This is a genomic window from Celeribacter baekdonensis, assembly GCF_003047105.1.
GTDB lineage: Bacteria > Pseudomonadota > Alphaproteobacteria > Rhodobacterales > Rhodobacteraceae > Celeribacter > Celeribacter baekdonensis_B.
Map to the genome: position 1 here is coordinate 292296 of NZ_CP028475.1, position 17907 is coordinate 310202.

Sequence of the window (17907 nt, forward strand, 5' to 3'; positions counted from 1 at the left end):
CCCAACTGTTATGAAAGCATTACGACAGTTTCTCAAATGTGCCGTTGCGTCCGGGCTGTTTTTTGCCGGGATCGTTGTTTTTTGCACCAGCTCGGCCGCTTTTGCGGCGGATGCGCTGCGCCTGAATGATTTGTTTGACCAATTGTCACAGGCCGATCCCTATGAGGCCGGGCGGATCGAACAAGACATCGTGCTTGAAATGTCGCGCTCCGGCTCTGATGCGATGGATTTGTTGTTAGAGCGGGGCAGAGCTGCGACGCAGGCGGGCGATTTTTCCGGTGCGATCGGTCATTTGACCGCGCTTGTCGATCACGCGCCCGAATTTACCGAAGCCTACAACGCTCGCGCCACCGCCTATTTCATGGCGGGGCTGTATGGTCCGGCGCTCCAAGACATCGGTACGGTGCTGACCCGCGAGCCGCGCCATTTTGGCGCTCTTTCGGGGCTGGAGGTGATTTTGGAAGAGACTGGAGACGAAGCGGCAGCGTTGGAGGTGCTTTATAAGATCCACGAGATACATCCGCAGATGGAGGGGCTCAATGCACGCATTGCCGCTCTGGAACTGGTGCTTGGCGGAACAGCGCTTTAAACATCCCTGACACAGATGCCCAAATCGGGCCAAACAGAAAGACCAAAGCGATGAGCGGCGCGATGGGGACGGGGGGGCGCATCACTGCGGTGCTCGGGCCGACCAACACAGGCAAAACCCACTATGCGATCGAACGCATGTTGGCCTATCGCACCGGCGTGATAGGTTTGCCGCTGCGGCTTTTGGCGCGGGAAGTCTATGACAAGATCGTTGCACGGCGCGGCCCGTCCGTGGTGGCGCTGGTGACCGGCGAAGAGCGGATTGTGCCAGCGCGGGCGCAATATTGGGTCTGTACGGTTGAGGCGATGCCGACGGGGATGGGCGCGGATTTTCTGGCCATTGATGAAATTCAACTTTGTGCTGATCCCGAGCGCGGCCACGTGTTCACCGACCGGCTTTTGAACGCGCGGGGCCTACATGAAACGCTGTTTATGGGCAGCGATTCGATGCGCTCGGTGATTGCCAATCTGGTGCCCAAGGCGCAGTTCATGCATCGAGACCGATTCTCTCGTCTCACCTATTCAGGCTCGAAAAAGATCAGCCGCATGCCCCCGCGCGCCGCCATCGTCGGGTTTTCGGTTGATGATGTCTATGCCATTGCCGAGCTGTTGCGTCGTCAAAAAGGCGGGGCCGCCGTGGTGATGGGGGCGCTCAGCCCGCGCACTCGCAATGCTCAGGTCGAGATGTATCAAAACGGCGACGTCGATTATCTGGTCGCCACTGATGCGATTGGCATGGGGTTGAATCTGGACGTCACCCATGTGGCATTTTCGTCCACCATTAAATTCGATGGTCGCCGGATGCGCCATCTCGCCCCCAATGAGTTGGCTCAGATCGCGGGCCGGGCCGGGCGCTATCAAACCGATGGCACATTTGGCGTGACGGGCGAGGCGGAGCCGTTTGACGAAGAGGTGATCGAGGCGATCGAAGAGCACCGATTCACTCCGATGAAAAAGCTCAATTGGCGCAATTCCCGGCTTGAATTCGGCTCGGTCGAGGCGCTCATTCAGTCGCTCGAAAAAATGCCGACCGATCCGGCCTTGGTGCGGGCGCGCGATGCCGACGATCTTTTGTCGCTCAAAACGCTGTCCGATCTCAAATCGGTGCGCCCGCGTGTGCGCACAGGGCGTGATGTGCGGCTGTTATGGGACGTGTGCCGAATCCCCGATTTTCGAGGAATCAGCCACGGCGAACACACCACGTTGCTTGAGCGGATTTATGAATTTTTGCACGAATATGGGCGGGTTCCCGACGATTGGCTGGCGTCTCAGATCAAACGCATTGACCACACGCAGGGCAATATCGACACTTTATCCAAAAGACTCGCCTATATTCGGACTTGGACCTATGTTGCTCAACGCGAAAACTGGGTTGATGACGAAAGCCATTGGCGCGGCGAGACTCGCGCTGTAGAAGACCGTTTGTCGGATGCGCTCCATGGCGCACTGACGCAGAGATTTGTGGACCGGCGGACGAGTGTGCTCCTTCGGCGGCTCAAACAGAAGGAGGGCCTTGTGGCCGACGTGAACGACAAGGGTGAAGTGACGGTTGAGGGCGAGTTCATCGGCCGTCTTGAAGGGTTCCAGTTTATTCAGGACAAATCCGCAACGCCGGATGAGGCAAAGACGTTGGCACAAGCCGCGTTGGCCGCATTGGCACCGGAATTTAGCCTGCGTGCCGACCGGTTCTATAATGCGCCGGACACAGAGATGGATTTCACCGACCAAGGTGGCCTGATGTGGGGCGAACATGCCGTGGGCAAACTGGTCCCCGGTGATGACATTTTGAAACCGCGCGCGGTGGCGTTTGTTGCCGAGGGCGCAAGTGCGGATGTGGCTGAAAAGGTCCAACGCCGGTTGCAGCATTTCATCGACCGCAAAATCGCGACCCTGTTTGAACCGCTGTTGAACCTGACCCGTGACGAGACCCTGACCGGGTTGGCACGTGGCTTTGCCTTCCGTTTGGGCGAAAGCTATGGCGTGATCCCGCGTGATCAGGTGGCAACAGAGGTCAAGGATCTGGATCAAGACGCCCGTGGCGCGCTGCGCAAACATGGTGTGCGCTTTGGTCAGTTCACGATCTTCCTGCCTTTGCTGTTGAAACCTGCACCGACCCGGTTGCGGCTTTTGCTTTGGGCGTTGAACGCGAAATTCGATGAATTCCCTGACAGCCCGCCCGCCGGTCTGGTGACCATTCCCGCCGTTGCGGATGCGCCCGAGGGCTATTACGTGACCTCCGGCTACCGGTTGGCCGGGGCGCGTGCGATCCGCATCGACATGTTGGAACGCCTGGCTGATTTGCTGCGTGGACAAGACAGCCGGGGCGGCTTTGAGGCCAACCCCGACATGTTGTCGATCACCGGCATGACATTGGAACAATTCGCCGATCTCATGGTGGGTCTGGGGTATAAGGCCGAAAAAGGCGAACGCCCCAAGGTCAAAGCCGTTGATAAAGTGATCCCGACAGAGGCCACTGGCACAGAGGCGGCAGACACGCCGGTGTTTGACAAAGGCACGCCTGATGCGGTTGCGCCCGGGGCCCACACCGAAGAGGCCGCCGTGGCAACAACGCCCGCAGACACCTCTGCCGAGGCCGCGGCGATCGTGGATGAGGGCCTTGCCCCGATCGACGAAACACCTGCCGAGGGTGCGCCGGTTGACCCGATCGCTGACGTCGCAGAGGCCGAAGTGCCCACAGGTGAGGCCGCCGATGCGGCTTTGGCTGGCGCTGAGATGGAGAGCTTTGTGACCTTCACCTGGGGAGGCAATCGCGGCGCAAACCGTGGCGGCAATCGCGGGCAACGTCAGGGCGGGGATCGTCAGGCTGGCGAACGCCAAGGCGGCGAGCGTCCGCAGGGCAAAAAGTCCGGTGGCAAGCCACATGGAAAACCCGACGGCAAAGGCGGCAAACCCCGCCGCGATGGGGGCCGTGATGGTGGCAAAGGCAAAGACGGCAACAAGCCGCAAAGCTTCTCCGCACGTCCGCCGCGCAAAGAAAAGCCGATTGACATGGATAACCCCTTCGCCGCTGCGCTAATGGGTTTGAAAGACAAAAAGTAAGAGGCCCCCATGCCTATGGTGCGCCTATGACGGAAAAGCGGGACAGCCTTCGCCTCGATAAGTGGCTTTGGTATGCCCGCTTTTTCAAAACCCGCAGCTTGGCCGCCAAGATCGTCACCGGTGGCCATGTGCGGGTCAACGCGAACAAAGTGTCGAAAGCCTCCACGACCGTTGGGGCAGGGGACGTTTTGACCTTTGCGCAGGGAAATCACATCCGCGTCGTCAAATTGATCGCCTGTGGCACCCGCCGCGGACCTGCCCCCGAAGCCCAAGCGCTGTACCAAGACCTCAGCCCGCCAGTGGCCCATGCGCCCGGCGATAAGGATTATGTTCCACCCGCACCGAAATTTGAGGGAAAAGGGCGTCCGACAAAGAAAGATCGTCGCACTGGCCTCCTTTCTCGTCCTGACTGGCTTGAATGATGCGGCCCATCCGGCTAATTGGGTCGGGACTTTAGATTTGGATGTGCCGACATGACCTACGTCGTTATCGAGAACTGTATCGCCTGCAAATACACCGACTGTGTCGAGGTATGCCCCGTGGATTGTTTCTACGAGGGCGAAAACATGTTGGTGATCCACCCGGACGAATGCATTGACTGCGGTGTCTGTGAACCGGAATGCCCCGCCGACGCGATCCGCCCGGACACGGAGCCGGACATGGAAAAATGGGTCGAGTTCAACCGTAAATACTCCGAAGCCTGGCCGGTCATTTTGGCGAAAAAAGATCCGCTTCCGGACTACGAAGCGAAAGACGGTGAGAGCGGCAAAATGGAGAAATATTTCTCCGAGGCACCGGGCGAAGGCTCCTAAGTCACAAGCCATCCTCGCTTTGCGGCCCTTGCGAGGGACCGAAAGTGATTCGCGTTTGAAATGGGTCCGGTTTCGGGCCCATTTGCATCTCTTGCCCCGGCTCACCCCCTTAAAAATAAGGGGGAAGGGCCTGAAAACCGGGGGGATATCCGGCCCGGGCTGCGCGCTACGCTTTCTTTGGCCCTATTTTTGTGCTATATTGATCAAACCACATCAGGGCATATCAACCTCAACCCCCTAAGCTTGCTTTTCAGGGGATTGGGTTTTTCGCGCCAAATTTAGACCCAAAGGCCCCTGATCGGGTCAGGACGGTCCCCGATCTCAGGCTTTTGTGTGTGCCAGATTGGGTGAGGCAAACAAGACCCGCGCCGAGGATGAGCGCCCGATGATGTGCCCAAAAGGTTCCTGCGAGGAAAAAGACTGCAAATGAGCAAGACCAGAAAATTAGACTTCCGCCCCAGTGATTTCGTCGTTTACCCCGCCCATGGCGTCGGTCAGATCGTGTCGATCGAAGAACAGGAAATCGCGGGCATGTCCCTCGAACTTTTCGTCATCTCCTTTGAAAAGGACAAGATGACGCTGCGCGTTCCGACCAACAAAGCGACCGAAGTGGGCATGCGCTCGCTCAGCTCGCCCGATGTGGTCAACGACGCCATGCGCACGCTCAAAGGCAAGGCCAAGGTCAAACGTGCCATGTGGTCCCGCCGGGCGCAGGAGTATGAGCAAAAAATCAACTCTGGCGACCTGATCGCCATCGCCGAAGTGGTTCGCGACCTGCACCGCACCGACGATCAACGCGAACAAAGCTACTCCGAGCGTCAGCTTTATGAGGCCGCTCTTGACCGCCTGACCCGCGAATTCGCCGCTGTGTCTGGCGATCCAGAGGCCGAAGCGCAAAAGAAAATCTCTGACGTGCTCGTCGGCCGCGTTGCCGCCGCCTGATCACCGCTGTGATGTCGATAGGAAGACCGCCGTAAGGGAAACCTTGCGGCGGTTTTTTTTGGGGTGTTGGATGGTGGCGTATTTTGAAAGGCAGGTTCTATGGATTTTGATTTCCAAAGTTTGCAGGCGGACACAGTCGCGGTATTTCAAAAGATTGATCTCGAATACGGCATTCCCGGACGTGCCAAGATTGATTACGCGTTGGTCCCAAATGGCGACGCTGCCGATTGGCAAGCCTGTGAAAACGCGTTGACACAGGCGGGCTACACGGTCGAGAGGTTCGAGAGTGAGGGCTATCTCACGGCGACAACGCAGCCGCTTTCCATGAGCTTGGAAACCGTTTGGTTGCACGAAAAAGAGGTCACGCTTTTGGCGTTGAACTTTGGATTTTCGCCAGATGGATGGGGCTTTATGGGGCTGCCGCCAACAAGTTAGGTCAACAATTTAGGTCAGCGCCGTAAACACCGTCAGCGCCGCGATCTCGGACAAAACTTGGGTTGCACCCAAAACATCGCCGGTTTGCCCACCGATTTTGGACTGTGCGATTTTACCCGCGACAAAGCTGATCAGCATGACGGCCGAGGCTGCGATCACGGTCGGGACAAAGCCGACCAAAATCCAAGACAGAGCCAAAGCCACCACAGCCCCAAGGCTTGTCGCATCGCGCGGCGGACGCCCGGTTTGCACCGAAAGCCCATCCGCACGGGCATGGGGTAAAAGCAGCATCACATAGGGCATAGAGGCGCGTGACAGCACGGCGGAGGCAATGAGCGCTGTGACGATCACATCCTCATGCGCCAAGGCCGAGAGCGCCGAGAACCGCAACAGCAAGGCCAGACCAAGCGCCAAAACGCCGTAGGTGCCGATGCGGCTGTCATGCATGATCTCAAGGCGGCGCAGGCGCTCCCAACCGCCCCAAAACCCATCGGCGCAATCGGCCAGCCCGTCTTCGTGCATTGCGCCGGTGACGGTCACCGCCGCCGCCATAGTGAACCCGGCGGTCAATCCCGCGCCCAGACCAAACCAGCCCGCAATCGTTGCCACGGCACCAGCCACAAGCCCGACAGCAAGCCCTGCCACAGGAAAGGCCCAAGCCGCCTGTGCCGTGCGGCTGAACCCGGCTTTGACCGGAATGCGCGTCAGGATCGCGAGGCTGGTGGCGATGTCCTCCATACGCGGCGTGAACCGTGACGTGTTTTGGGGGGTCATGGACGTCTCCTTTGCGGCAAATCGGTCCTGTCCTTGATCTTGATCCCGGGATAAAACCCCAGCGACACGAATACAATGCCCAGACACAGGCAATGCCCAGACAAACAATGAGGGACCGCGGCACATGGCTTTTTCCGATCTTGCAGAATTTGAACAGATCCTGAAACAGGCCCCCGGCCCAGACACAGAGGCGCAAGCCGCAGCGACCGCGCGCAATGCGCAGTTGACCAAACCCGCCGGAAGCCTGGGTCGGCTGGAAGAGATCGGTATCTGGTATGCGGCGTGGCGCGGCGACGGGCGCCCCCGGATCGCAGCCCCACAAGTTGTGATTTTTGCGGGAAATCATGGTGTTACTGCACGCGGCGTATCGGCTTTTCCGGTCGAGGTAACGGTGCAAATGGTCGCGAATTTCCAACAGGGCGGAGCGGCGATCAATCAATTGGCGCGCAATGCGGGGGCGTCGATGTCGGTGCATGCGCTTGAATTGGACCGCCCAACCGGAGATTTCACCGAGACCGTGGCGATGTCTGATGAGGACTGCGCGCGCGCACTCAAAACCGGCTGGGACGCGGTTGACCCAAATGCCGATCTGTTGGTCGTTGGCGAAATGGGCATCGGCAACACCACCTCGGCGGCGGCGATGGCCCATGCTTTGTTTGGGGGCACTGCGGCCGATTGGGTCGGGCGCGGCACCGGCGTGGATGACGCCGGGTTGAAACTCAAAGAAGAGGTCTGTGCCGCGGGGGTGGCCCTGCATGGCGGCAAAGCCCCACTCGCGATCCTTGCGAGTTTAGGCGGGCGCGAAGTGGCGGCGATGGCGGGCGCGATCGCGCGGGCGCGGGTCTTGCGCATTCCGGTGATTTTGGACGGGTTCATTTGCTGTGTGGCGGCCGCTTGCCTTGAAAAGGCCGTGCCGGGGGCTTTGGACCATTGCATCGCCGGACATCAATCCGCCGAAGCGGCCCATGGCGCCGTCCTCAACGCGATTGGCAAAGAGCCTCTCGTGTCGCTGGGGCTGCGCCTTGGCGAAGGCTCGGGCGCGGGCTTGGTCATTCCTCTGGTCAAAGGTGCCGTCGAATGCCTGTCCGGCATGGCGACCTTTGCCGAGGCGGGCGTGTCAGCGGGCTGATCTATCGCGTCAGCTGGTGTTCCCGGTGTCCTGCTGTTGGGCGCGCTTTTGTTCCAATTGCGCGACCAAGGCGGCCTCAAGATCCTTATCGAGCGCGCGTGAGCGTTCGACATAGGCGGCATTTTCGGACACGGGAACATTCGGGTCCCACAACTCCGCCATTGATCGCAACGCCTCGCGGTCATGTTGGTAATAGGCCATTTCACTGACCGAGGCGTCATATTCGGAAAAGCCCATCTCTTCCAAAACATAGCGCCCGGCGCGTAGCGAACTGTCAAACATTTCGCGCACGATTTTATCCGCGCCCGCTTTGAACAATTCGTAAACATGGATGCGATCACGGGCGCGCACGATGATAAACAGATCGGGCCGTTGGCCTCGGGCATATGTCACCAACCGTGTGGCCGCCTCAGGATTGTCCAGCGCCACCACCAAAATCTTTGCTGTCTCAAGTCCCGCCGCGTGCAAAAGCTCAGGCCGGGTCGGATCGCCAAAGAAGCCCTTAAAGCCAAATTTGCGCATCAGTTGAATGGTTTTCAGATCATGGTCCAACACTGTGGTGTGAAAACCTGAGGCCTGCACCAAGCGATTCACCACCTGACCAAACCGACCGATCCCAGCGATGATGATCGAATGCTGTTCGTCGATTTTATCATCAGGCTGATCCTCGACCCGATCGGCAAATTTTTGACGCAGCGTATCATGCAGCATGAAAAACAGCGGCGTGAACATCAAGGAGAGTGCAATGACCAGCAACACGCGTTCGGCCAAATAGGTCGATAAAACATGTTGTTGCAGCGCGAAGGTGGTCAAGACCATGCCGAATTCCCCGGCCTGTGCCAGCGAGAGGGCAAAGAGCCATTGTGCCCGTTTGCGCAGCGAAAAAATCCGCCCGATGACAAAGAGAATAAGCCCCTTTGACACCATCAACAGCACGGTCAGCCCGATGATCAAAATCGGATCGCGAAACAGCACCGTAAAGTTGATGCCCGCGCCAACGGCGATGAAAAACAACCCCAAAAGCAGGCCTTTAAAGGGCTCGATTGAGCTTTCCAATTCATGGCGAAACTCGGAGTTGGCCAAGACCACACCGGCCAAGAATGTGCCAAGCGCCGGGGAGAGGCCGACAGAGGTCATCAACAGAGCAATGCCGATGACGATCAACAGCGCCACCGCCGTGTAAATCTCACGCATATTGGCGGCATGGATGTAGCGAAACACCGGGCGGGTCAGGAAAACCCCGGCCAAAACGATCGCGGCCACTGCGCCCAACGTCACCAAGGTCACCCCCCATGCGGGCAGGCCTTCGACCAAGGACACGCTATGCTCACTGGCGACTTTCGCCAAATCTGACGGGCGGCTGATTGAGCCATCGGGGTTGATGGTCAGTGTCGATCCCGTGGCCAAAAGCGGCATCAGGGCCAACATCGGGATCACTGCGATGTCTTGGGTCAACAGCACGGAAAACGCCGCGCGCCCACCCCCCGTATGGATCAATTTCTTTTCAGAAAGAGTCTGAAGCACCACGGCGGTAGAAGACAGTGACAAGATCATCCCAAGTGCGAGCCCGGTTTGCCAGTCCAGTCCGGCCCAAACCGATGCCCCGGTGATCGCGGCAGCCGTGGCGACAATTTGCAGCCCGCCCAGCCCAATCAACCGATGACGCATCTCCCAAAGGGCACGTGGGTCAAGCTCAAGCCCAATGAGAAACAGCATCATCACCACGCCAAATTCGGCGAAATGCATCAAATCGGTGCTCTGCGAATGCTGCACAAAGCCAAGCACTGGCCCGATCATCATCCCGGCAATCAGGTAGCCCAACACCGACCCGAGACCAAGCCTGCGTGCCAAGGGCACGGCGACAACGATGGCGGCGAGGTAAATGACGGCTTGGGCCAACATGCCTTGCATTCGGGGGCTCCGATCTGAATTGTGCGTTTGTGTGATCTAAGAGGTATAGAGATGCGCGCGCGCGACAAGAGTGCACGGCCATTTTCCAAGAGATTGTTGCACGGAGGGCAGGTTCAGCCACCAGAGAGACCGCACATGCCCGCAATCGGGCAAACGGGCCGCGCCGGGGCCTTAGCCCGCAACCTCAAGTGTCACAGAGCGGCCGTTTTTCACATAGGTCAGAGAGTCAGAGCCAATGGATTGCACCCGTCCACCGTCGATCTTGTCGCCGATCTTGACCTTGGCAAAGCGACCAGAGGGCAAACGGACAAGCGCGCGGCGATCCGAACTCGATCCATAGACCCCCATCAGGTTCAAGGCGCGTAGATTGATCGCATTTTTCACCGTCGCAGCACGCGCCACCGTGGTGGGGGCATTTGACGGGATCTTGCTGTCAGGGACGCGCGCCGTGACTGTCGCTGCGGCAGAGGTTTTTGTCGTGCCTTCGTCGGTGGCAATGGCGGCGGCGGCAGAGGCGGCGGCTGCCGCGGCGGCGAGTTTGGAGAAATCTTTCGGCCGCTCTTTCGGGATCAGGGAGGCGACAACAACGGGCGCGGTGGGGGGCGGGGCGTCGGCTCCGGCGACAATCGCCTCTTGAGCGGCTTGCTCTTGGGCCGAAGCCGGGCGGAATTTGGGACGGAACCCGCCAAGTTGGGCGCGGGTGATGCCACCCAAGTTGGCCTTTTCATTGGCCTCCTGCAATTCTTCGGGCCGCAGTTTGGGGCGGACTCCGGCAAGCGCCAAACGCACCGGATCATCGGCTGCCGCGGGGGCAGGGTTGAGTGCGGTTTCCACCGCTTCATTCACCGCACTGCCCGGACGCGCGCCGGGAACAATCGCGGGCCGTCCGGCATAAACCACGATGCCGTCGGGTGTCACGGTGCCCTCGGGGGTGGCGCGGATAAATCCAGCGTCGTCAAAGTCATAGCGCGTGCCAAATGGCGCGGGTGTGGTCGTTGCGCGTGGCGGCAGGTCGCCTTGATGGCGGGCCACATCGACCAAAGCCCCCGCATCTTGCGATTGAATGCCGGGGTCGATCGAGGCAACGTAAACGTCATCCGCACTGTCTTCGACAACCGTGCCATCTCCGGCGTCGGGGGCAAGCGGCCAAATGCCAGTTGCGGCATAATCAGCCGTGAGTTTGGCCAGATCAGCTTCGGAGGTCTCAGTCTCTGCGCCAAGCGGGGCAGGGCGGCTGGCCTCTTCCAAAAGCTCAGGTGTCAATTCCTCTTCTTCGTCTGCGGCGTCGGTTTCGACCGCAACATCCGCCTCAGGCAGGGGGTCCGCGTCGGCCAGAACCGTGTTTGACACATTTGGTGCGTCAGAAAGGGGCTGCGCTGCACTGGTCTCGGTGGGCGTCTCAGCGGTGTCTGGCGATGGCAAGAGCCCCGCAATCAACCCGATCAGCAAGAGCAATGCCACCAAGGCCCCGGTCAGGATCAACCCAAGGTGACGCGGTTTGCGTGCGGCCTCGCGATTGCGGCGACGGGCACCGAAGACGGTCATCGCTTCGGCTTCATCACGGGTGTTTTCCACCGAGTCGAGACCGGCGGCCCGATCTGACAGCGGCATCATCGTCGTGTCGTCAAGCCGGCCATCCGGGGCGGGCGCTGCGATCACATCAGTGGTGCTAAAGCCTTTGGTGCTTGGCTTTACAGGGTTCGCCAGCTCGGTTTTGGCCTTCGCGGTTTTGGCCTTGGCGACGACGGGTTTGGCCTTTTGGGCGGCGCGCACTGAAAGGGTTTTGAGCTTGCCAAGGGTCGCAGCCGCTTTGCCGGGCTTGTCCGAGACCGGCGCGGGTGTCGGTCGTTTCGGTGCAGGCAAAGGCGCGGGCATGGGCGGCGGTTCCGGCAAAGGCCCTGTTTGGCGCAGTTTAGCCGGTTTGGGTTTGGCCGCGTTGTCTTCTGGCGCCAACGGCATGTCGCCTGATGTCACCGGAACATGCACCGCGATAGGCGCAGGCCCTTGTGGTGCTGGATCGGCGAGCGTTTGCGGCACAGGGGTATTTGAACCGTCCGGGGCCACCACATCGGGCAGCTGCTGCGCGGATGTGACCTCGGGGCCTTGCGCACATCGGCCAAAACCCGTGACGGCTGAGCCGACAGGCGCGGCGCAACCGATAGGGCGTCTGGATCGTCTGTCTTTGTGGTGCTCAAAACCCGACGAGATTGAAACGAAGAGGGCGCTTCGGGGGCCGCATTTTTGGTATCGTCTGGCGAGTCTGGCGTATCGGTTGGGGTGTCCTTTGCCTCAAGCCCCTCGGGCGCAGTCATGTCCTCGGGCTGAGGCTTGGGCACCGATGGGTCGGGCTCCTGTGTCAGGGCAGGTGGTTCGATGTGATCGGCCTGCTCGCCGTTCTCGGGGGAACATCTGTCGCCGTTTCGGCTTTTTGGGGCTCGTCTAAATCGACAAGAGAGGTCGAATTCGGCGCAGCGGATGCAGCAGGCGCAGTAACAGGAACAGGAACAGGCTCGGGAACAGGCGCGGGGTCGGGAACAGGATCAGGTTCCACCTCGCGATGCGCCAAAATCCGAATGGCTTCAACATCTGGTTCAATCCGGGTCTTAGCTCCGACCAAATCATCGGCGGCTTTGGCGCGGCCGAAAAACGGCTCTCCGCTATAGGCATCCGCCTCTGGCACAGCGACGAAAGACACCGGGTTGAACCGATGTTCTGTTGCGAAAGATTCAGCCTCTTCAAGGGTTTCCTTGGCGACGACCGCGATTTGAAGGGTGCCGGATGTCGCCACCCAATCCCAAACCAAATCGGACAGCGCGTAGGGGGTGGCCCCCTCAAGAGAGGCGCGAATGGCGGCTTTGCGTGCCGTGTCTGAACCGCCCGGATCGGGCAGGTTGCGATAGAGGACCTGACTGTTCGGGATCACAAGTTTGGTGGCCAGACCCGCAGCCGACACAGCGGTGGCGGTCTGCCGCAGATCGGAGAGGTCTTTGGCCATATCTGGGGCGTCCAGTGCGACCTCGCCCATGTGGTGCCATCCGGCGGAGGCGCGGTGCAACAGAACGATGCCATCATGGCTTAGGTTGAGGGCAAAATTCGGTTTCATTTCCGGGACTGGCTCAGTTAGACGCGGTTCAAGGGGCACCCTAACGCAGCTTTTGGATGGTGCAAAGCGAAACTGCCCCCCGCTTTGGTCGAGGGCGCAGTGGCGGGCGAACTCTTGCCGCCCTGCTGTGAGGGTCATGCCCGCGGCACGCCGGGGAAATCCCGTTCTAGCGCATCCAAAGCCCGGCTTTTTTGATTTGATTGCGGATCATCTGTTCGCGGCGGGGCAAATGGTCGCGATCAAACATGGCGCGAATTTTTTCGCCTTTGGGCTGATAGACCAAGCGTTTGATCGGCTCATATTCTTTGAGCACTTTTTTGATCCAGTTCGGCGCAGACACCTCGCGCAGCACCTCGACGGTATGATCGCTTTCGCGCGCAAACAGCAACGGGAAGGTGCGGTAATGACACGAGATTGCGCCATCCAGAGTGTTCTGCGGCAAGGTGGTGCGCGCGCCGCCAAAGGAATGGATCACCAGAGGCAATGCCACCTGATCCAGCCAGGGATCATAGGTCTGAAGCGCTGCGGCTTGGGGCGGATCATCGCGGATGGCGAGGGCGTACTCCAAGAACCGTTGACCAAATTCATGCGGGCATTTGTAAAAGAAAAAACCCGCGTTGAAATAGAGGTAGCGGCGCCAATATTCGTCTGGTTGATCGAGATCGAGCGTGCTCTCAAACTCCAACCCGAATTTGTCATAGAGCGATTTCCAAATCGCGCCGTAGCCCGGCCCGTAGAGTTCGATTTGCGGCCACGTGCCCTCAACCTTTTGACTGGCGCAGGGGCGGTCAAAATCGAACGGCACCTCGGAAACCGGCCCGGTGATCAGGGTGTCACTGTCAAAAAATACGAAAGGCTCGCCCTTGGGCAGGGCAAACAGCGCCTCGATTTTATTGCCGTAGGGGTAGGCTTGGCCGAAGTGATGCGACTCGAAGGGCAAAATTTCCGCATCCAGACGTTTGAACGCCTCCAGCGCATCGGATTGTTTCATCCGCGGATCGCCGTTCCAAAGTGCGCCGGGTTGCGGTTCGGCGATGAACAACCGGCCTTTGAACTCCGGGTCAGAGGCGCGCAGAGAGGCCGCAAAGAGCAGCGCCTCATACATCAAGCGGCCACTCTGGCCGACAATGACAATGTTGAACGAAACGGCGTTTTGGGTCTTACTGGTCATGCGCACTACTTTGATCTGGTCGGGAGGACACCTGGTGGTGAGACTATAGGGTGGTTCGGTGTTTATCAAAAGGTGCTAATTCCCTTGTTTGTAAAAGGATTGTTTCGATGAAGCCTATCATCCCCACTCTGTTGCTTTTGGCGGCCACCTTTGGCGGTCAGACCCCCGCAATGGCTGAAAATTTCACCACAGCGGCGGAAGTTAAGCCGATTTTGCAAGCGACCAAACCGCAATGGGTCGCCGTGCGCACCTATGATGACCACGACCTTTTGTATTTCACCAACCTTTTGTCGTGGCGCTGCGGGGTCAGTGAGATTTTTTATGCGGTCAACGGCGGGGACATGGTGCCGTTTAAGGCCGAGCCTTGTTATGGTGACACTGCGCAACCCAATGCGCTCAAGGCCGAAAGCCTCGACAGTATTTTGGTGATGTTCGCGCCCGGATCGGTGCAAACCGTGTCGGTGAATGTGATCTTTGACGATGGCACATCCGATCAGGCGCACTATGAGCGCAAGATGATCGAAATTCCCTAAGCCTGGCTCAGAGCAAATGTCGCCGGTCCCAATCGACCATGCGATGAGCGTTTCCAACCTGAATGGCCTGCGAGAGGGGAGAGGAGAGCGGCGCGAAAACGGTGGATATCAGGATTTTCGACCGCGCCCCGCCGACCGCTGCCGCCATTTCCTCTTCGGTTGATCCCCGGTGCAACGCCCGCAGGTCCATCATCACCACGTCACCGGATTCAAGGTCAAGCCGATCGACCGCCTCAGACTGGGCGAGCCGTTCGAGGGCCGCGTCATCAAGCGGCGTGGGCGAGAGATGCGACCCACGCACGATGCGCAGGCTTTTGCCGGGCTGCAAATAGAGCAAGACTTTGATGCAGGGCCCGACAGTGGGCGCCCATGGATCAATGCCTGCCAAATGCTGCGCGTAGGGGCCGCGCAACAAATCCGTATGCCAATGCTGCGAGCGGTTGACGGTGATGTCGCTCAGGCCAATCGAAAGATACGAGTTGTGGTCATAGACCTGCGACAGAAAGGCCGTCACAGTCGGATGGGTGGCCAAATCCGTGTGGAGTTGGGCGAAGGTGGGAAACCGATGAAACCCCGCAAGGTGGTGCGAATGGGCGGTGCGTCGTGTTCGTCCCATCTGATCCAGGTTTTGCAAAACCTGATCGCGAAAATGGGCGACCTCTTCTGGACGGAAGACCGCTTTGAGGCAGCACACCCCATCTTGCTTGAGTGCGTCAACAGAAGGATCTGACATTTTGAACCGCCTTTTTGAGTCATTTTATTTGGCGAGTGTAGCCTGAAGGTGCCGCAGTGTCACAAGGCTTTGTTTTAAGGACGCCCTAAATGCCGACTGGGCCCGCGTTTAAACAGTCCCGGTTTGCTGCGGTCGCCCCAGATTTGCCCTTTCTTCCACAGCCGCGCGTAGTTGTTCGCATGGCCCTCGACCATTTCGTCGATGGACGAGTCCTTGTCCTTATTGCGCAGGGCGACAATGGCACCGCTGGGCATCATTTTGACGATATTGGCGCGTCCCGATGGTTCGCGTGAGATCAGGCGGGACTCTCCGAATTGTGTTGTCGTCCAATCCTCCCCCTCCGAAAGCACGCGCCCAAACATGTAGGGCCCGGTGACATCAAGGGTCGATTGCCCGTGATACCCTGACCGATGATGCGAGACGATCCGCTCAATGGCCCGCTGGAACACCGGAAGGTTCGGGACCGCATGAATAAGCGCATTGCTGGTGGCCCATGACGGATGTCCCATGATGTCGCGAAACACCACAAGGGTTTTGCCAGAGGCCGGTTGAATGGCCCGCATGTGCAAATGCGAGAGATCCGAATAGATCCCGCCTTTGTCATACAAAAGACAGTAGCGGGCGAGGTCGGCCTTGAACGCAAAGGGGATCAACGCGTGATAGGCCTCAGCCACCTCGGGCGGGAAAGCGGAGGCCAGATAGTCGGAAATCTCTTCATGCGTGTAGAGGTGATAGCTGGCCTGAGGGTAGATCGTTTTGAACGAGGCGATGTTCTGGGTCAGCGAGGGCGAAAAACGCCGGTCATCCACAGGGCCATCGGTGATGAGAATTTGGAAAATATTGAGACTCATAGTCAACTGTCCTGTGCATATCTAAAAAATGTCGCACCTCTGCACCTCTGTTCCAAACGGGGGCGCTCAGGTCTATCGCAACACGTCCGAGAGAAAATCCACCATGGCCCGCCAACTGCGCGCGGTGGCTTTGACGTCAAACCCAAACCCCGGCTGCATCCCCGGTTTCGCTGCCGGATTGGTAAAGGCATGTCCGGTGTGGCCATAGGCGTGCAACTGCCACGGCGCGCCGCGTTCGGTCATCTCAGCGCCAAAAATGAGCGCGCTTTCGGGGAGGCCAAAGGGTCGTCCCAGCCGTGCAGCACCAAGACCTCCGCCGTGATCGGCACGTCGGGGGCGCTTGCCGCTCGGTCCAAAATTCCGTGAAAGGCCACCACGCCGCGCAGCTGCGCCCCTTGGCGCGCAAGGTCCAAAACCGCCTTGCCGCCGTAGCAATATCCTATCGCCGCCGTGCGCTCAGGGTCCACCAAAGGCTCTGCGATCAGCGCCGAAAGCGCGGCCTCCATCCGCGCGGCCAAAGCGGGGCGATCCTGGTCAAGTGCTGTTTTGGCGGCATGAGCTTCGGCGGGGTCGGCGGTGGACCAGCCCTCGCCGTAATAATCGGCCGCAAAGCCAACATAGCCCAAGGCTGCCAACTCCTGCGCGCGCTGTTCCTCAAACGCTTTGCGACCGCTGAAGGCATGAGCGACCAAAACGCCGGGGCGCGGTTCTTTGAGATCGGCGTCCCAATGCAGCGTGCCGACAAATGGCCCGCCAAACGCCCCCTCATAGGTGATTTCTTTGCTCTGTAGGTCCATGGCGCACTCCTTTGACTGGTTTGAAAGAACCCTCTGCTCGGAGTGCTGTCAAGCGCGCTCATGTGGTGGGATTTTGATTGTCCATACGGGTGTTTTCCATCAAGTTGATGAAAAGCGATTGGAAAATTCTATCATGCTGGACAAGCTCGACATGTTTATCGCGGTGGCGCGCGAACATCATTTTGGCCGCGCCGCCGTGAGCCTTGGCATCACCCAACCGACGCTCTCGGCGGGGATCAAACAGTTGGAGGATCAACTGGGCGTGCAACTGATCTTTCGCGGTTCGCGCTACGGCGGGTTGACGCCGGAGGGCACGCGGGCCTTGGATTGGGCGCGGCGGATCACCGGGGATGCGCGGCAACTGCGCGAAGAAATGCGCTCGACCCGGCATGGCCTGTCCGGTCAGCTGCGCATCGCGGTGATCCCAACGGCGCTGAATCTGGCCGCCAAATTGGCCGACGCGGTCAGTCGCAAACACCCGAAAGTGCGCTTTGTCATCCTGTCGCGCCCCTCGCGGGACATTTTGGCAATGTTGGAGAATTTCGAAATCGACGCGGGCCTGTCTTATTTGGACAACGAACCGATGGGCCGGGTCGAAACCGAGGCCTTGGGCCAAGAGCGTTTGGTGCTGGTTTGCGCCAAGACATCGCCCTTTGCTGGCCGCACAGAGGTGGATTGGGCTGATCTTGCCAGACAAAATCTGGGTGGACAAAAGTTGGCGCTGATGACGCCAGATATGCAAAACCGCCGGATCATCAACCAAGCTTTCATGCGTGCGGGCATCGCCCCCGAAGCGCAGATCGAATCCAATTCGATCCTTGCCCTGATTGCCAATGTTGTGGCGGGGGAGTGGGTCACGGTCCTGCCCGATGACATCGCCCGGTTTTTGGCAGAGGGGAAGGGGCTGTCCTTGGTGCCGATGAGCGGCGAAGAAGGGCAGGAGAGTCATAGCGTTGGCCTTGTTGTGCCGCAACGTGCACCACACACGCCAGTGATCGAGGCGCTTTTGGCCGAGGCGCGGCGGATGCGGGCGGAAATGGGCGCGCTTTGATAGGAAATTTCTATCAT

General features: G+C 59.2%; 19 protein-coding genes. 9 read left to right on the forward strand and 10 right to left on the reverse strand.

What is annotated here, in order from left to right:
• Window positions 1–10 precede the first annotated feature (10 nt).
• From DA792_RS04825 to DA792_RS04850, 6 genes are all read left to right on the forward strand, one after another.
• Window positions 11–589: a tetratricopeptide repeat protein gene (locus DA792_RS04825; RefSeq protein ID WP_107718582.1), complete on the forward strand. Its 579-nt coding sequence runs from the start codon at window positions 11–13 to the stop codon at window positions 587–589.
• A gap of 50 nt (window positions 590–639) precedes the next feature.
• Window positions 640–3648 (forward strand): helicase-related protein, encoded by a 3009-nt coding sequence (locus DA792_RS04830; RefSeq protein ID WP_107718584.1) that lies wholly within the window; start codon window positions 640–642, stop codon window positions 3646–3648.
• Window positions 3649–3674: 26 nt separating this feature from the next.
• Window positions 3675–4070: an RNA-binding S4 domain-containing protein gene (locus DA792_RS04835; RefSeq protein ID WP_107718586.1), complete on the forward strand. Its 396-nt coding sequence runs from the start codon at window positions 3675–3677 to the stop codon at window positions 4068–4070.
• Window positions 4071–4121: 51 nt separating this feature from the next.
• Complete coding sequence (gene fdxA / locus DA792_RS04840; RefSeq protein WP_107718588.1) at window positions 4122–4460, forward strand: ferredoxin FdxA; 339 nt, start codon at window positions 4122–4124, stop codon at window positions 4458–4460.
• A 426-nt stretch (window positions 4461–4886) separates the two neighbouring features.
• The gene (locus DA792_RS04845) at window positions 4887–5402 is read left to right on the forward strand and encodes a CarD family transcriptional regulator (RefSeq protein WP_107718590.1); all 516 of its coding nucleotides are present in this window, start codon (window positions 4887–4889) and stop codon (window positions 5400–5402) included.
• Between the two features lie 99 nt (window positions 5403–5501).
• A complete protein-coding gene (locus DA792_RS04850) occupies window positions 5502–5837 on the forward strand; it encodes a ribonuclease E inhibitor RraB (protein ID WP_107718593.1) in 336 nt (111 codons plus the stop codon).
• A gap of 9 nt (window positions 5838–5846) precedes the next feature.
• Here the strand turns inward: DA792_RS04850 and cobS are convergent, their stop codons facing one another.
• Complete coding sequence (cobS, locus tag DA792_RS04855; protein ID WP_254679357.1) at window positions 5847–6611, reverse strand: adenosylcobinamide-GDP ribazoletransferase; 765 nt, start codon at window positions 6609–6611, stop codon at window positions 5847–5849.
• A 124-nt stretch (window positions 6612–6735) separates the two neighbouring features.
• Between cobS and cobT the strand changes: the two genes are divergently transcribed.
• Window positions 6736–7740, forward strand: coding sequence for a nicotinate-nucleotide--dimethylbenzimidazole phosphoribosyltransferase (gene cobT, locus DA792_RS04860; RefSeq protein WP_107718595.1), 1005 nt, complete (start codon window positions 6736–6738; stop codon window positions 7738–7740).
• Between the two features lie 9 nt (window positions 7741–7749).
• Here the strand turns inward: cobT and DA792_RS04865 are convergent, their stop codons facing one another.
• From DA792_RS04865 to DA792_RS04880, 5 genes are all read right to left on the reverse strand, one after another.
• Window positions 7750–9651, reverse strand: coding sequence for a monovalent cation:proton antiporter-2 (CPA2) family protein (locus DA792_RS04865; protein ID WP_107718597.1), 1902 nt, complete (start codon window positions 9649–9651; stop codon window positions 7750–7752).
• 171 nt (window positions 9652–9822) lie between these two features.
• Entirely contained in the window at window positions 9823–11610 is a 1788-nt protein-coding gene (locus DA792_RS04870; RefSeq protein ID WP_217621085.1) for a hypothetical protein, read from the reverse strand.
• A gap of 11 nt (window positions 11611–11621) precedes the next feature.
• A complete protein-coding gene (locus DA792_RS22155) occupies window positions 11622–11963 on the reverse strand; it encodes a hypothetical protein (RefSeq protein ID WP_159075170.1) in 342 nt (113 codons plus the stop codon).
• 44 nt (window positions 11964–12007) lie between these two features.
• A complete protein-coding gene (locus DA792_RS04875; RefSeq protein ID WP_107718601.1) occupies window positions 12008–12754 on the reverse strand; it encodes a hypothetical protein in 747 nt (248 codons plus the stop codon).
• A 166-nt stretch (window positions 12755–12920) separates the two neighbouring features.
• Complete coding sequence (locus DA792_RS04880; RefSeq protein WP_107718603.1) at window positions 12921–13925, reverse strand: hypothetical protein; 1005 nt, start codon at window positions 13923–13925, stop codon at window positions 12921–12923.
• A gap of 107 nt (window positions 13926–14032) precedes the next feature.
• On the opposite strand from DA792_RS04880, the gene DA792_RS04885 reads away from it, so the two are divergent.
• The gene (locus tag DA792_RS04885; protein ID WP_107718606.1) at window positions 14033–14458 is read left to right on the forward strand and encodes a hypothetical protein; all 426 of its coding nucleotides are present in this window, start codon (window positions 14033–14035) and stop codon (window positions 14456–14458) included.
• A 7-nt stretch (window positions 14459–14465) separates the two neighbouring features.
• Here the strand turns inward: DA792_RS04885 and DA792_RS04890 are convergent, their stop codons facing one another.
• The 4 genes from DA792_RS04890 to DA792_RS04900 form a co-directional block, all read right to left on the reverse strand.
• Window positions 14466–15191 carry a hypothetical protein gene (locus tag DA792_RS04890; RefSeq protein WP_107718608.1) on the reverse strand — a complete coding sequence of 242 codons (726 nt, stop codon included), beginning with the start codon at window positions 15189–15191 and terminating at the stop codon, window positions 14466–14468.
• 74 nt (window positions 15192–15265) lie between these two features.
• Window positions 15266–16042 carry a glycosyltransferase family 32 protein gene (locus DA792_RS04895; protein ID WP_107718610.1) on the reverse strand — a complete coding sequence of 259 codons (777 nt, stop codon included), beginning with the start codon at window positions 16040–16042 and terminating at the stop codon, window positions 15266–15268.
• Between the two features lie 72 nt (window positions 16043–16114).
• Entirely contained in the window at window positions 16115–16285 is a 171-nt protein-coding gene (locus DA792_RS22405) for a dienelactone hydrolase family protein (protein WP_199908114.1), read from the reverse strand.
• Complete coding sequence (locus DA792_RS04900) at window positions 16282–16839, reverse strand: dienelactone hydrolase family protein (protein ID WP_199908115.1); 558 nt, start codon at window positions 16837–16839, stop codon at window positions 16282–16284. Before DA792_RS04900 ends, DA792_RS22405 begins: the two co-directional genes overlap by 4 nt.
• Window positions 16840–16972: 133 nt before the next feature.
• On the opposite strand from DA792_RS04900, the gene DA792_RS04905 reads away from it, so the two are divergent.
• Window positions 16973–17890, forward strand: a complete 918-nt coding sequence (locus DA792_RS04905) for a LysR family transcriptional regulator (RefSeq protein ID WP_107722561.1) — start codon at window positions 16973–16975, stop codon at window positions 17888–17890.
• The last annotated feature ends 17 nt before the right edge of the window (window positions 17891–17907 follow it).

Excerpts from the sequence above, each read along its gene's own strand:
- cobT (WP_107718595.1), top strand. The coding sequence starts at position 6,736 with ATGGCTTTTTCCGATCTTGCAGAATTTGAACAGATCCTGAAACAGGCC.
- DA792_RS04845 (WP_107718590.1), top strand. The coding sequence starts at position 4,887 with ATGAGCAAGACCAGAAAATTAGACTTCCGCCCCAGTGATTTCGTCGTT.
- DA792_RS04875 (WP_107718601.1), bottom strand. The coding sequence starts at position 12,754 with ATGAAACCGAATTTTGCCCTCAACCTAAGCCATGATGGCATCGTTCTG.
- DA792_RS22155 (WP_159075170.1), bottom strand. The coding sequence starts at position 11,963 with ATGACTGCGCCCGAGGGGCTTGAGGCAAAGGACACCCCAACCGATACG.
- DA792_RS04885 (WP_107718606.1), top strand. The coding sequence starts at position 14,033 with ATGAAGCCTATCATCCCCACTCTGTTGCTTTTGGCGGCCACCTTTGGC.
- DA792_RS04825 (WP_107718582.1), top strand. The coding sequence starts at position 11 with ATGAAAGCATTACGACAGTTTCTCAAATGTGCCGTTGCGTCCGGGCTG.
- DA792_RS04870 (WP_217621085.1), bottom strand. The coding sequence starts at position 11,610 with ATGCCGTTGGCGCCAGAAGACAACGCGGCCAAACCCAAACCGGCTAAA.
- DA792_RS04900 (WP_199908115.1), bottom strand. The coding sequence starts at position 16,839 with ATGGACCTACAGAGCAAAGAAATCACCTATGAGGGGGCGTTTGGCGGG.
- DA792_RS04865 (WP_107718597.1), bottom strand. The coding sequence starts at position 9,651 with ATGCAAGGCATGTTGGCCCAAGCCGTCATTTACCTCGCCGCCATCGTT.
- DA792_RS04835 (WP_107718586.1), top strand. The coding sequence starts at position 3,675 with ATGACGGAAAAGCGGGACAGCCTTCGCCTCGATAAGTGGCTTTGGTAT.
- DA792_RS04905 (WP_107722561.1), top strand. The coding sequence starts at position 16,973 with ATGCTGGACAAGCTCGACATGTTTATCGCGGTGGCGCGCGAACATCAT.
- DA792_RS04850 (WP_107718593.1), top strand. The coding sequence starts at position 5,502 with ATGGATTTTGATTTCCAAAGTTTGCAGGCGGACACAGTCGCGGTATTT.
- DA792_RS04895 (WP_107718610.1), bottom strand. The coding sequence starts at position 16,042 with ATGAGTCTCAATATTTTCCAAATTCTCATCACCGATGGCCCTGTGGAT.
- DA792_RS04890 (WP_107718608.1), bottom strand. The coding sequence starts at position 15,191 with ATGTCAGATCCTTCTGTTGACGCACTCAAGCAAGATGGGGTGTGCTGC.
- fdxA (WP_107718588.1), top strand. The coding sequence starts at position 4,122 with ATGACCTACGTCGTTATCGAGAACTGTATCGCCTGCAAATACACCGAC.
- DA792_RS04880 (WP_107718603.1), bottom strand. The coding sequence starts at position 13,925 with ATGACCAGTAAGACCCAAAACGCCGTTTCGTTCAACATTGTCATTGTC.
- DA792_RS04830 (WP_107718584.1), top strand. The coding sequence starts at position 640 with ATGAGCGGCGCGATGGGGACGGGGGGGCGCATCACTGCGGTGCTCGGG.
- cobS (WP_254679357.1), bottom strand. The coding sequence starts at position 6,611 with ATGACCCCCCAAAACACGTCACGGTTCACGCCGCGTATGGAGGACATC.
- DA792_RS22405 (WP_199908114.1), bottom strand. The coding sequence starts at position 16,285 with ATGACCGAACGCGGCGCGCCGTGGCAGTTGCACGCCTATGGCCACACC.